This is a genomic window from Pectobacterium carotovorum, from assembly GCF_900129615.1.
GTDB lineage: Bacteria > Pseudomonadota > Gammaproteobacteria > Enterobacterales > Enterobacteriaceae > Pectobacterium > Pectobacterium carotovorum.
This window is the reverse complement of the sequence record NZ_FQWI01000004.1, coordinates 281,902-294,477: the sequence shown is the minus strand read 5'-3', so window position 1 is coordinate 294,477 and position 12,576 is coordinate 281,902. Positions and strand designations below refer to the sequence as shown.

At 50.8% G+C, this 12,576-nt stretch carries 12 protein-coding genes and 1 riboswitch; of the genes, 5 read left to right on the top strand and 7 right to left on the bottom strand.

Annotation, left to right across the window (positions count from 1 at the left end):
• Window positions 1-38: 38 nt before the first annotated feature.
• A riboswitch (TPP riboswitch) is annotated at window positions 39-135 on the bottom strand.
• 37 nt (window positions 136-172) lie between these two features.
• Window positions 173-1,831 carry an HTH-type transcriptional regulator SgrR gene (gene sgrR, locus BUB06_RS10960; protein ID WP_039470028.1) on the bottom strand — a complete coding sequence of 553 codons (1,659 nt, stop codon included), beginning with the start codon at window positions 1,829-1,831 and terminating at the stop codon, window positions 173-175.
• 90 nt (window positions 1,832-1,921) lie between these two features.
• On the opposite strand from sgrR, the gene sgrT reads away from it, so the two are divergent.
• Entirely contained in the window at window positions 1,922-2,086 is a 165-nt protein-coding gene (sgrT, locus tag BUB06_RS10955) for a glucose uptake inhibitor SgrT (protein ID WP_010299720.1), read from the top strand.
• 145 nt (window positions 2,087-2,231) lie between these two features.
• Here the strand turns inward: sgrT and BUB06_RS10950 are convergent, their stop codons facing one another.
• Together BUB06_RS10950 and BUB06_RS10945 are read right to left on the bottom strand one after the other, a co-directional pair.
• Window positions 2,232-2,792, bottom strand: coding sequence for a helix-turn-helix transcriptional regulator (locus BUB06_RS10950; protein ID WP_039470029.1), 561 nt, complete (start codon window positions 2,790-2,792; stop codon window positions 2,232-2,234).
• 28 nt (window positions 2,793-2,820) lie between these two features.
• A complete protein-coding gene (locus BUB06_RS10945) occupies window positions 2,821-3,048 on the bottom strand; it encodes a hypothetical protein (protein ID WP_039470030.1) in 228 nt (75 codons plus the stop codon).
• A 690-nt stretch (window positions 3,049-3,738) separates the two neighbouring features.
• Between BUB06_RS10945 and BUB06_RS10940 the strand changes: the two genes are divergently transcribed.
• The 4 genes from BUB06_RS10940 (at window position 3,739) to BUB06_RS10925 (ending at window position 7,566) form a co-directional block, all read left to right on the top strand.
• Window positions 3,739-5,358: a methyl-accepting chemotaxis protein gene (locus tag BUB06_RS10940; RefSeq protein ID WP_039470031.1), complete on the top strand. Its 1,620-nt coding sequence runs from the start codon at window positions 3,739-3,741 to the stop codon at window positions 5,356-5,358.
• A 224-nt stretch (window positions 5,359-5,582) separates the two neighbouring features.
• Window positions 5,583-6,419 (top strand): AraC family transcriptional regulator, encoded by an 837-nt coding sequence (locus BUB06_RS10935; protein WP_039470032.1) that lies wholly within the window; start codon window positions 5,583-5,585, stop codon window positions 6,417-6,419.
• 104 nt (window positions 6,420-6,523) lie between these two features.
• Entirely contained in the window at window positions 6,524-7,258 is a 735-nt protein-coding gene (locus tag BUB06_RS10930; protein WP_039470034.1) for an AzlC family ABC transporter permease, read from the top strand.
• Window positions 7,255-7,566: an AzlD domain-containing protein gene (locus BUB06_RS10925; RefSeq protein WP_039470036.1), complete on the top strand. Its 312-nt coding sequence runs from the start codon at window positions 7,255-7,257 to the stop codon at window positions 7,564-7,566. Before BUB06_RS10930 ends, BUB06_RS10925 begins: the two co-directional genes overlap by 4 nt.
• A 71-nt stretch (window positions 7,567-7,637) precedes the next feature.
• On the opposite strand, the gene leuD is transcribed toward BUB06_RS10925, so the two are convergent.
• The 4 genes from leuD to leuA are packed head-to-tail and all read right to left on the bottom strand — an operon-like array spanning window position 7,638 to window position 12,346.
• On the bottom strand, window positions 7,638-8,240 hold the full coding sequence (leuD, locus tag BUB06_RS10920; protein WP_010681723.1) for a 3-isopropylmalate dehydratase small subunit: 603 nt from the start codon (window positions 8,238-8,240) through the stop codon (window positions 7,638-7,640).
• Between the two features lie 13 nt (window positions 8,241-8,253).
• The gene (gene leuC / locus BUB06_RS10915) at window positions 8,254-9,654 is read right to left on the bottom strand and encodes a 3-isopropylmalate dehydratase large subunit (protein ID WP_010298066.1); all 1,401 of its coding nucleotides are present in this window, start codon (window positions 9,652-9,654) and stop codon (window positions 8,254-8,256) included.
• Window positions 9,655-9,656: 2 nt separating this feature from the next.
• Window positions 9,657-10,748 carry a 3-isopropylmalate dehydrogenase gene (leuB, locus tag BUB06_RS10910; RefSeq protein WP_039470037.1) on the bottom strand — a complete coding sequence of 364 codons (1,092 nt, stop codon included), beginning with the start codon at window positions 10,746-10,748 and terminating at the stop codon, window positions 9,657-9,659.
• Window positions 10,748-12,346 (bottom strand): 2-isopropylmalate synthase, encoded by a 1,599-nt coding sequence (leuA, locus tag BUB06_RS10905; protein ID WP_010298061.1) that lies wholly within the window; start codon window positions 12,344-12,346, stop codon window positions 10,748-10,750. The genes leuB and leuA overlap by 1 nt, the downstream gene beginning before the upstream one ends.
• Window positions 12,347-12,576 lie beyond the last annotated feature (230 nt).

The following is a 12,576-nucleotide window of genomic DNA, read 5'->3' as shown; positions in this document are numbered from 1 at the left end:
CTGAGAATCATAGGGTGGCAAAGGACTTTGAGGCAGCAATAAGCCGCACTCTCAAATCCCTTCGCCGGTATTAACCGGATCAGGTTCGACGGGTATCTTCTCAGCGAAAAATTTTCCGCACCCCGTTGAGAACGGCACATTGTAAAGGGTTAAGTCGGGCAGCGAAAGGCTCTCAGCGTTCCGGCGGTGCAAACCAGGCTGATTTAAAATCAAACCAGCCCAACATATTCATCCTGACGCCACGCATACTGCGTTGCCCTTGAAGTTGCAGCCAGTGGTGCAACAGCGGATACAGTTGGCCGCTATCGATCAGTTTTTCACACCATTCCGCCATCGGCAGTGAGTGATTGCGCCACTGCTGCGCGTCCGCATGCAGATCGTCATCCAGACAGTGCTGCACCAGCGGGAGCTCGTAGATCATCGCGAACAGGGAGAATTCGAGCGGCAAATAACAGTTCACGCTGCTAAACCAGATATCGCTCTCGGCATTGCCTTGATACCAGTCTTCGTAGCTGACCGTCTGGATATGCAGCGTGACGCCGTGCTGCGCCAGTAGCGTGCGCATAATCTCGCTTAATATCCGGTATTCAGGGTGTGCCTGATAGAACGTGAGTGTGACCTCCGTCAGCCCTTTCGGAAGGGATTGCGGCACATCGGGATGGTGATGGTGCCAGCGCGGGAGCAGGCTGTAGGCCGGTGACCAGTCACGCTGATTGCTGGTATTGGCGTGGTTGAGTAGCGAAATCGGGTTACATACCTGCCTGAGCCACTGCTGAGCTTCTGGCCGTGATGCTAACGGCGAACGCTTGTCGAATAGCAGGAAATAGCCGCCTTCTTCCATCCGGCTTTCCAACTGTTCGTGACGAGAATTGTCAGACTGGAGTTGGATGGACACCGGCATTTCCTCCGGTTCGTCCGGCAGGACCCAGATATTGACCTCATCAATCAACGCTCGATAGCCAAAATAATCATCGAAGGCGCGGATCTTCAGTTGATTGCTGTTATTACGCACCACGGCGTAAGGGCCAGTGCCAATTGGGTGTTGGGCAAAATCCGGTAGCGTTTTCCACTCTTGCGGCAAAATCATGGCGTGCACGCTGCCTAATAGCCACGGCAGCCATTTATCCGGGCTGTTTAGCTGGATATCGATCACGAACGGCATCGGCGACGTTACGGCTTCAATATGAGAAAAGAGTGGAAGCGGAATAAGACGAGAGAGTGACGTGGTGATGTCATCCATTGTGAGCTCGCGCCCATGATGAAAGCGGATAGCCGGGCGCAGATAAAAGCGCCAATGCAGGGGGGAGATCATCTGCCAATGGTGAGCTAGGTCGGGTTCAATTTCCCCATTTTCCTCATTTATATTGGTGAGTCCGCTGAAAATTTGCCGGGCAATGTGCATCTCTGAACGCCGTAGCGCCGAGCCGGGCAGTAAATTGCGTAAAGGACGGTAATAGAGGATACGCAGAATGTGTTTTCCCTGCCGGAAGCTCCGCCCAAGGTGGGCAAGTAGCATCTGGCGTACTGCTTCCTTGTCACCCACCAACTGCACCAGTTGTTCAATGCGATCCTGTTCCAGCAAATCTTCGGCACGCTGTTGCTGTAGCGCCAATCCGGTATACACAAAGGAGAGCTGCGAGCGTTTTCCTCTTCCGGCTTCGGCTTGCCAGACCAGCCAGCCTTCTTGCTGCATCGCGTTCAGCAGCGAACGGATATGGCGGCGTGAGCAATTCAACACACCAGTCAGCTCTTGCAGCGTGGTGTCGGTGGTTTGTCCCTGAAAATGTTGCCACAGGCGGATGAACTGTTGCTGCAATCGAGGAGAAGACATAAAAGAGGAACTCCCTGCACTAAAGTCATCAATTTATCTTTCCCTATATTACGTCGATACTTTCTAACAAGGAAAGAGAGGAGGTGGCTTATGGCAATTTCCCGTTTGTCCCAGTTCTATCGAGCCTACTTATCGACCTGTAAAGCGAAGTGGTTGCGATGGATGTCTACCCAACAGCGCATTGCATTACTACAGCAGGCGACGCAGTGGCACCTGAAAGACATGTCCGACGACGAATATCGTCATTGGTTCTAGGTGGTGTGAGAAAAAGAATTCTGAGTAATGGTGACGTTTCACCAGCCAGCGAGTTTTTTCGCTGGCTTTTTTTATGGTGTTTACCTGCTGCTAGCTTTGGCTGCTGCGGGTGGTTTGCATGGTAGGTAGGTCTCAGAGGTGTTGTTTACGTGATGCTTTGTTCACGTAATGGCAGACCTTCGCTGAGCAATGCGCAATAACGTGCTAATTCGTCCTGCTGACGGGTATTGCGTATCTGCAAGGCTAGATTAATCGTGGCAAGTTCCTGAGCATTGTCGGCTAATTCTTGTGGTATTTTTTTTTGTTTGGCTAGCCAATCGGCAACATCGCTCCATTCCCACAGCGGTGATGTACCGCGTAAGCGCTGGACCGGAGAGGGGAAATCACCTGCACCACGTTTTCCGTCTTTGAGAAGCGCAATCGCCTGACGAGACAGCGCGGACAAGGCCGCGATGTCACTGATCCCAACCCAGGCTGCATCGACGGAGTGGACTTTGGCTTTGATGCTCGCGGATTCAATATCATGAATAGCGCTAATGACTGCGGTAGAAAAACGCGGGCTTTCTCGATCAAATTCGAGATAGACGGCACTGCCATAGAAGCAGATCAAGGCATCGTCGCAGCCGCTGGTAAAAAGCGCATCCTCCAGTCCTGCGGTGTCTGCGGAAACGCCCGATAGCGTGAGAGAAAAGTGATACGTTGTCATAAATTCCTCGGTAAGCCATATATATCTTCTATTGTTTCAACATGGTCAGGCAGCTATCGACGTTGCGGCGGATCTGCTTTGCGTGATTTTCCGGGACTGATGGCGTGGACCAAATACTCATCATATGGGTACTGTGGTCCGGCGTGCCGCAGATAAGCCTGCCAAATGCATGCCCGTTGCTGGGATAAAAATGCCAGCCCTGCGCTAACGCGTATTCAATGGCTGCCTGAATATGCTTATTTGGATGTTTTTTCATCGCGATATAGGGTCATGGTATGTTCATGCGTTGACAAATGTCAACATGAGCGCTAGTCGAGAATGAAATATACCTGCTTATTTAGCTGACATTTAAACGGCGTGAGCGGCCTGCGCGCAGCTTCGCAAAAGCAAATTGAAGAAGAAGACTGGAGAGGAAGCATGCCCGCAGAGAAAGACACCGGGCATGCTTACGGCGGGTTACTCCACCGGTTTTAGACGGGCGACAGCGTGCCGAAGCTCGAGGGCATAGGTGAACGTTAATCCGGGCGTGCCGTAGCGTGATGCTTTTATATTCCGAATGACGAAATAATAAATCAATCAGTAATGTTGAATGTTAAAGCGTGTTTATTTTCAATAAAAAAGAATGACTCCGTTAATCTGTTTTTTCTCTTATAATTAATATTAATGTAAGAATAATGACTAAAATAATTCACTAATTTAGTGTAATGGTTTTCATTCTAAATTGTTTTTTTGAGAAACTATTTTAGTTGAAATTATAGGCGGTTTTTTTGTGATGGCGGTCCTATGAATAAAATTATTTTTTATAGTCCACTTTTTTTTATCTTGTGTTTAACGCACATTGTTACAACCTTTAAATATTATGTAACATGTAGCGGCGTTTTATTTTTTCTTGCTTACCAGCAATTTACTTCACAGCAATTTTTTGAATAACTCGACGGGTGTAAAAATGAGCGATGTTCCTTATCAGTCAATAGCGATTTACGAAAAACCAGAACCTTGGCACGCTGCACCCGGCGTGCACAACATCAAACTGACACCCCTTTTTATCGTTGTTTTTTCTGGTGTTTTACTACTTTTTGCCTTGGCAGTTTCCACATCGTCCTATTTTCTTAAGCAGGCTGAACAGTCGTTAAATAGTTCGACGCTGGAATTGAATGTTCGAATGGAACTTGTTGATAGTGCTAATCATATGCGTGCAGCGCGTATGAATTTGCTACATGCTGTGAATCACTTACGTAATGGTCTTACTGATAACTACAATGCGAGTATGAAAGCGGCTGAAGAACGCCTGTCGCTGTCTCAGCAAATGTTTAATGGCTATCAAAATAGGTCGGTTCGCGCTGATGTTGAACTCGCCCGCGATAACGAATTAAAAGCGCGCTATGGCGATTATGTTGAACGCGGTATTAAACCTATGTTTGACATAGCGAAGAAGGGCAATGTGGAAGAACTCAATGCGTTTGAGTCGACGACCCTGTCTAAATTGGATGATGAATATGATGTGCCGTTGAAGGCGTCCTATCTTTATCGGGTTGAGATGGCAAAAAATATTAATGTGACGGCTGAAAGGAATTCCACTCTGGGCTATACGCTCATGATAGGTGCCTTTATTCTGGCGATCGTATTAACGGGCATGACGTTCTTATTAATTCGTCGAGTCATTATTAACCCAGTGCAGTATTGGGTGTCGCGCATACAGGCAATCGCGCACGGAGATTTAACGCGCGCGAGTGTAGATGTCGGGCGGAATGAAATCGGTATTTTGGGGAACAACATCCAGCAAATGCAGGACTCGCTCTCCGAAACGGTTGGCTCGGTACGTGACAGCGCAGAGTCGATTCACAGCAGTTCGACGAAAATTGCCGTCGGTAATACGGATTTGTCTGCACGAACTGAACAGCAGGCCGCAGCGCTGGCGGAAACGGCGGCCAGCATGGAGCAACTTACGGCTGCGGTGAAGCAGAATACCGATAATGCGCATCATGCAAGCGTTGTGGCGACGGAGACCTCAACCAAAGCGGTGAACGGTGGCAGCATTGTTGAACAGGTTGTGGGGTCTATGGCGGATATCGCCAAGAGTTCAGATAAGATTTCTGAGATTATCGCGCTCATTAACGGGATTGCATTTCAGACCAATATTCTGGCGTTGAATGCGGCGGTTGAAGCAGCGAGAGCGGGCGAGCAGGGTAAAGGATTTGCGGTGGTGGCAGGAGAAGTACGTAATCTGGCACAGCGCTCGGCTAACGCCGCAACAGAAATTGCCGCACTGATTAAAGAATCCGAAGCCAGAGTGACAGAGGGAACGACGCTGGCATCCGAAGCGGGTAAAGCGATGGCCGAGATTGTGGCTGAAATTAATAACGTCACCCGCATCATGAATGAGATTGCGCTGGCGTCTGATGAACAGAGCAGCGGTATCAATCAGGTGTCGTTAGCGATATCAGAAATGGATCGGGTTACGCAACAAAACGCGACGCTGGTGCTAGAGGCTTCCTCGTCTGCCGCCTCGCTGGAGCAGCAGGCCGAGCGATTGAATCTTGGCGTGTCCCGGTTTCATCTGATGTGACCCGGTTGGTAAAAAGCCAAGAGCCGTAAAAAGACAAGAATGTATCATCAATGGCCAGCGGCTTTGTCGCTGGCTTTTTTTGCAGTTTTTTCCAGCATGGGGATGTGAATCCGCTTCTGATAGAATCAGTGAAACAGGTACGCTGTTTCTGGCTATCTATAAAGAAGTACGCAGATGTCGTTTCCGCCAGAGCAATTTTGTACAAATGATAAGAGGGTTAACGCGTGCAGAAAAAGCCGGTAGTGCAAGAGCAGACACATTTCAGGCATCTGGAAGCATTAGGTGGTCTGGATATGTTGCAGGCGCAGTACTATCAGCAGCGCTTTCCTCGCCATGTGCATGATACGTATTGTATCAGCGTGATTGAGCAGGGGGCTCAGCGTTTTTATCGCTCTGGTGCAGAGCATGTTGCCCCCAAAGGTGACATCATTCTTGTGAACGCGGACGATGTACACACGGGGAGCTCCGAAGTAGAAACAGGCTGGGCCTATCGCGCCATTTATCCGCATCCCGATCTTTTTCGTTCGATTAATCAGGATCTTCAACGCTCAAAGGATTCCATTCCGTGGTTTCCCGACGCGGTTGTTCACGACCCTGGGCTGTCGGATCAGCTGCTCATGACGTTCAATATGCTCGCTCAGCCGGGCAATATGCTCTTGAAAGAAACGCTGCTGTTGTCGTCATTAACCTGGCTGACGATGCGCTATAGCAAGACGCGCCTGACGCCACAGATGCTGCCCGTTGCGACCCAAAATATACTGAACGTTAAAGCGTTTATGGACAGCTATCCTGAGAGAGAACTGGCTCTCGTTGAATTAGCCGCGCTGGCTGAACTCAGTGTGTGGCACTTCTTACGACAGTTTAAAGCGGTGGTGGGGATTACGCCTCATGCCTACTTGATTCAGGCTCGCCTGCGCAAGGCTAAGGCACTATTGCGCAAAGGCGGTGCTATCCTTGATGTCTCCGTATCGTGTGGTTTTACCGACCAGAGCCATTTCCATCGCCATTTCAAAAACTCGTTGGGATTGACGCCTGGCGAGTTTGCTAAAGGCTACGCATAAATAGGCTGTCCCTCTATTCCGAGGGTAGCAACTTTATCCAATACTCTTAAAAGACGGTTTGTTAGTTTTCCGCTATCGATTTATTTCTGGTAGTGCAATGTTATATGGAAAACACCGTAGCCCGTTCATCGTCTGAATCAAAAGACACCGTTAGTCCGTGGAAGCATTTTATGACCGGCGTGGTTGAAATGCTGCCGCTCTGTTTGTCCGTTGTGCCCTGGGGCATTCTGGCTGGTTCTATGGCTATTCAATCGGGATTATCTGTCGGGCAAAGTATCGGGATGTCCGCGATTATTTTCGCGGGAGCGGCGCAACTCGTGGCGCTTGGTTTGCTCATGTCTGGGGCGAATGTCGCGACGCTATTAATCTCCGTTTTTTTTATCACCGCACAGCACCTGATATATGGTCTGACGCTACGTGAATATGTTTCAACGTTGAAATTAAGAAAACGGCTTCCTATCGGATTTTTATTATCAGACGAGCTTTTTGCACTCAGTGAAAAGAAAGACAGAAAGAACAACGTTAGTACCAGCTATTTAATCGGTGCGGGTTTCACCTTTTATATTTTCTGGAATATCTTCAGTATTCTTGGCGTGGTCATGGCCTCATCTGTACCCGATTTAGATAAGTATCACCTTGATTACTCTATCGTTGCCACGTTCATCACCATCGTTGTACCGATGATAAAGAAGATCAGTACCTTCTCTGGCGTCCTGTTTTCTCTGCTGTTGTCGATGCTATTAAGCTATTTCAAGGTAGACGGTGCCATTGCTATTGCCGGTGTCGGCGGCATGTTTTTCTCTGTGTTCATTGCGTCTGTGCTTAAGGAAGAAAAATGAGCTGGTTATTGATATTCGTTCTGGCAGGGATCGTGTTTTTTAATCGCTATATCTTTCTTGAACCCGCGGTGCCAGTAAAAATCCCGGTTTTACTCCATCGGGCGTTAAAGTATTCAGCACCCTGTTTACTCACCGCAATTTGCGGACCGATTATTTTGATGGACCACGGTGTTATTCGCGCATTTCCTGATAATCCGTATTTTCTCGGCGCAATAGTGAGTGTCGTGATTTCGTTTTTTATCAGAAATATTGTGGTCGCGGTGCTCTTGAGTATGCTGGCTTTTTATCTCATTGCCGGGTTGCTGTAATCCACGTCATTCTTCAAAAAGAAAAAGCCCGCAAATAACAGTGCGGGCTTTGGGCTATCTGTAATCTTTAATCAGTTCAAAAAGGCTGGCTGATTCTTTTCATACTCGGTGATAGACGCTTCGTGTTGTAGCGTCAGGCCGATGCTGTCTAACCCATTGATCATGCAGTGACGGCGGAAGCTGTCGATTTCGAACGGATAGCTTTTGCTGCCCGCCTGAACGACCTGATTTTCCAGATCGACCGTGAAGGTAATGCCTTCCTGCCCGTCAACCAGCTTGAACAGCTCGTCCACTTCTTCATCGCTCAACTTCACCGGCAGCAGTTGGTTGTTAAACGAGTTGCCGTAGAAAATATCGGCGAAGCTTGGGGCGATAACGACTTTGAAGCCGTAATCGGTCAGCGCCCACGGAGCGTGCTCACGGGAAGAGCCACAGCCGAAGTTTTCCCGCGCCAGCAGGATACTCGCCCCTTTGTAATGCGGTTGGTTCAGCACAAACTCAGGGTTGGGCTGTTGGCCCGCATCGTCCAGAAAACGCCAGTCGTGGAACAGATGCTGGCCGAAACCGGTACGCGTCACCTTTTGCAGAAACTGCTTGGGAATGATGGCGTCGGTATCGACGTTAGCGGCATCCAGAGGAACCACCAGACCTGTGTGTTGGGTAAATTTAGCCATGTCGGTTTCTCTCTTAATTCAACTCGCGGACGTCGGCAAAGCGACCCGTCACTGCCGCTGCCGCAGCCATTGCCGGGCTGACCAGATGGGTGCGGCCAGCGCGACCCTGACGGCCTTCAAAGTTACGGTTGCTGGTTGATGCACAACGCTCGCCGGGGTTCAGGCGGTCATTATTCATCGCCAGACACATAGAACAGCCCGGTAAACGCCACTCAAAGCCCGCCTCGATGAACACTTTATCCAGCCCTTCCAGCTCCGCCATCGTTTTTACCGGGCCGGAGCCAGGTACGACGATAGCCTGAACGCCAGCGGCAACTTTGCGCCCTTTGGCGATTTCTGCTGCTGCACGCAAATCTTCAATGCGCGAGTTGGTGCAGGAGCCAATGAAGACTTTATCGATCTTCACGTCGGTCAGTTTAATGCCGGGTTGCAGATCCATATAGGCCAGCGCTTTAGCCGCGGAGGCTCGTTCTACTGGATCGCTGAAAGAGTCAGGGCTAGGGATTTCCTGATTGACGGCGATAACCTGACCGGGGTTAGTACCCCAGGTAACCTGCGGAGCGATCTGCGCGGCATCCAGCGTGACGATCGTATCGAACTGCGCGTCATCATCGGATTTCAGCGTACTCCAGTACGCAACGGCGGCATCCCAATTTGCATCTTTCGGTGCAAACTGGCGGCCTTTCAGGTAGTTGAAGGTTGTCTCGTCCGGCGCGACCAGACCTGCCTTCGCACCCATTTCAATCGCCATATTACACAGCGTCATACGGCCTTCCATGCTCAGCGCACGAATAGCTGTACCGCAGAATTCAACCACATGACCAGTGCCGCCTGCGCTACCGGTTTTACCGATGATCGCCAGCACGATGTCTTTCGCGGTAATGCCGTGTGGTGCATCGCCGGTGACTTCAATCTTCATGGTTTTGGCGCGACCCTGTTTCAGGGTTTGCGTTGCCAGCACATGTTCTACTTCCGACGTACCGATACCGAAAGCCAGTGAGCCAAACGCGCCGTGCGTTGCCGTGTGTGAGTCACCGCAGACGATGGTCATACCCGGCAGCGTCATCCCTTGTTCAGGGCCGATAACGTGAACGATGCCCTGATACGGGTGGTTCAGGTCATACAGTTGAACGCCGAATTCTGCACAGTTCTTGATTAACTCCTGCATCTGAATGCGGGCCATCTCGCCACTGGCGTTGATGTCTTTGGTCTGCGTGGACACGTTGTGGTCCATGGTCGCGAAGGTTTTCCCCGGTTGACGAACCTTGCGGCCCATCGCACGCAGGCCGTCGAAGGCCTGTGGGGAAGTCACTTCGTGTACCAGATGTCTGTCGATATACAGCAGCGGCGTTTCGTTCGGCGCTTCATGAACCACGTGCGCTTCGAACAATTTTTGATATAACGTCTTACCCATGGTTATGCCCCTTGCGCGACAAAACGCGCAATCACGTCGCCCATTTCATTGGTACCGATCGCGCTGCCGGTGCTTGCCAAATCGGCAGTGCGATAGCCTTCAGCCAGTGCGGTATTAACGGCTTTTTCGATCGCCTCTGCGGCATCGTCTGCACCCAGGCTGTAGCGCAGCAGCAGCGCCAGCGACAGAATCTGTGCAATCGGGTTGGCAATATCTTTACCGGCGATATCTGGTGCGGAACCGCCAGCCGGTTCATACAGGCCAAAGCCTTGCTCGTTCAGGCTGGCAGAAGGCAGCATGCCCATTGAGCCGGTAATCATGGCGCACTCGTCGGACAGAATGTCACCGAACAGGTTAGAACACAGCATCACGTCAAACTGAGACGGATCCTTAATTAATTGCATTGTCGCGTTATCGATATACAGGTGGGACAGCTTCACATCCGGATAGTCTTTGGCGACTTCGTTGACGATCTCGCGCCACAGAATCGAGCTTTGCAGCACGTTGGCTTTATCGATAGAGGTCACGATGCTGCGACGTTTACGGGCGGATTCAAACGCGATGTGCGCGATGCGCTCAATCTCGAAACGGTGATAGACCTCGGTATCGAAAGCACGTTCATACTGGCCGCTACCTTCACGCCCTTTTGGCTGGCCGAAGTAGATGCCGCCCGTCAGTTCGCGGACGCACAGGATATCAAAGCCTTTGGCGGCGATGTCGCTACGCAGTGGGCAAAACGCTTCCAGCCCCTGATACAGACGCGCAGGACGCAGGTTGCTGAACAGTTTGAAGTGTTTACGCAGAGGCAATAACGCACCGCGCTCCGGCTGCTCTGCCGGTGGCAGGTGTTCCCATTTCGGGCCGCCAACGGAACCGAACAGAATCGCATCGGCCTGCTCACAACCTGCGACGGTCGCCTGCGGTAGCGGCGTGCCCTGACGGTCAATGGCGATACCGCCGACGTCATATTCGCTGGTGGTAATGCGGATGCCAAAACGCTGACGTACCGCATCCAGTACTTTATGGGCCTGCGCCATTACTTCTGGGCCAATGCCGTCTCCGGGTAAAACGGCGATATGGTAGCTCTTTGTCATCACACTGTTTCCTGACTGTTTTGTTGTTTGCTATCGTTTTGTTGTTGGTTACTGTGCTGCTGCAGACGTTGAATTTCTTTTTCTACCTGCTGAGCACGTTTGATATTGTTTAATACATTTACCATTGCCTGCGCGGAAGATTCAACGATATCCGTTGCCAGACCGACGCCGTGGAAACGACGCCCTTGATAGTCCGCGACAATATCAACCTGACCCAGCGCATCACGGCCCTGACCTTTGGCGGTCAGTTGGTATTTAACCAGCGAAACCTGATAACCCGTAATGCGGTTGATCGCCTGATAAACGGCATCCACCGGGCCATTGCCTGTCGCGGCTTCTGACTGGGTTTCTTCGCCGCAGATCAGTTTGACAGAGGCGGTTGCCATCACGCTGGAGCCGGACTGAACGCTGAAATAATCCAGATGGTAGAACTCAGGTTCTTCCTGCTGACGGCTGATAAAGGCCAATGCTTCCAGATCGTAATCAAAGACCTGACCTTTCTTATCCGCCAGTTTCAGGAAGGCAGAGTACAAATCGTCCAGATTGTAGTCGCTGTCCTGATAGCCCATCTCTTCCATGCGGTGTTTCACCGCCGCGCGACCAGAACGGGAAGTCAGGTTCAACTGTACTTCTTTCAGACCGATGGATTCCGGTGTCATGATTTCGTAGTTTTCACGGTTCTTCAGCACGCCATCCTGGTGAATACCAGAGGAGTGAGCGAAGGCGTTGGCACCCACAACCGCTTTGTTGGCAGGAATGGGCATATTGCAAATCTGGCTGACCAACTGGCTGGTACGGTAGATTTCCTGATGATTGATGTTGGTGTGCACATTCAGGATGTTATGGCGGGTTTTGATCGCCATGATGACTTCTTCCAGTGAACAGTTACCCGCACGCTCGCCGATACCGTTCAGTGTGCCTTCTACCTGACGAGCGCCTGCATGTACCGCTGCCATGGCGTTGCCGACGGCCAAACCCAGATCGTCGTGAGTGTGAACAGAAATGATGGCTTTATCGATATTGGGAACATGTTGGTACAGAGAGGCGATGATATTGCCGAACTCATGCGGCATGGTGTAGCCGACGGTGTCTGGGATATTAATCGTGCGAGCACCGGCGTTGATGGCGGCTTCAACCACGCGACACAGGTCTGGGATTGGCGTACGGCCCGCATCTTCGCAGGAAAATTCAACGTCGTCTGTGTAGTTACGCGCGCGTTTGATCATGTAAATGGCGCGTTCGATCACTTCATCCAGCGTGCTGCGCAGCTTGGTGGCGATGTGCATCGGTGAGGTCGCGATAAAGGTGTGAATACGGAACGCTTCTGCGACACGCAGTGCTTCTGCGGCGACATCGATATCTTTCTCAACACAGCGTGTCAGGCCGCACACACGACTATTTTTGATGTTGCGGGCAATCGTCTGAACGGATTCAAAGTCGCCGGGAGAGGACACGGGGAAGCCAACTTCCATGACATCAACGCCCATACGCTCTAGGGCAAAGGCAATTTGCAGCTTTTCTTTTACGCTCAGACTCGCCTGTAAAGCCTGTTCACCATCGCGTAATGTGGTATCAAAAATAATGACTTGCTCGCTCATCGGTTTAGTTCCTTGTCGTGTCTACTTGTACTTAGCGCTCGGCGAGTAAAAAAAAACCCGCGCATCGGCGCGGGTTTTTGTATCGTGTGGCGAGAAACTTAGTTCTGAACTCTGCCCACAAACCTACCGCGCAAGAAGGATGCGTTTAGTAGTAGGCCTAGTAGGACAGTAAAGTTGAACATGGTGTCTCGTCATCTGAAATTCGGTGTTCCTTTATTGGTACGCGATTA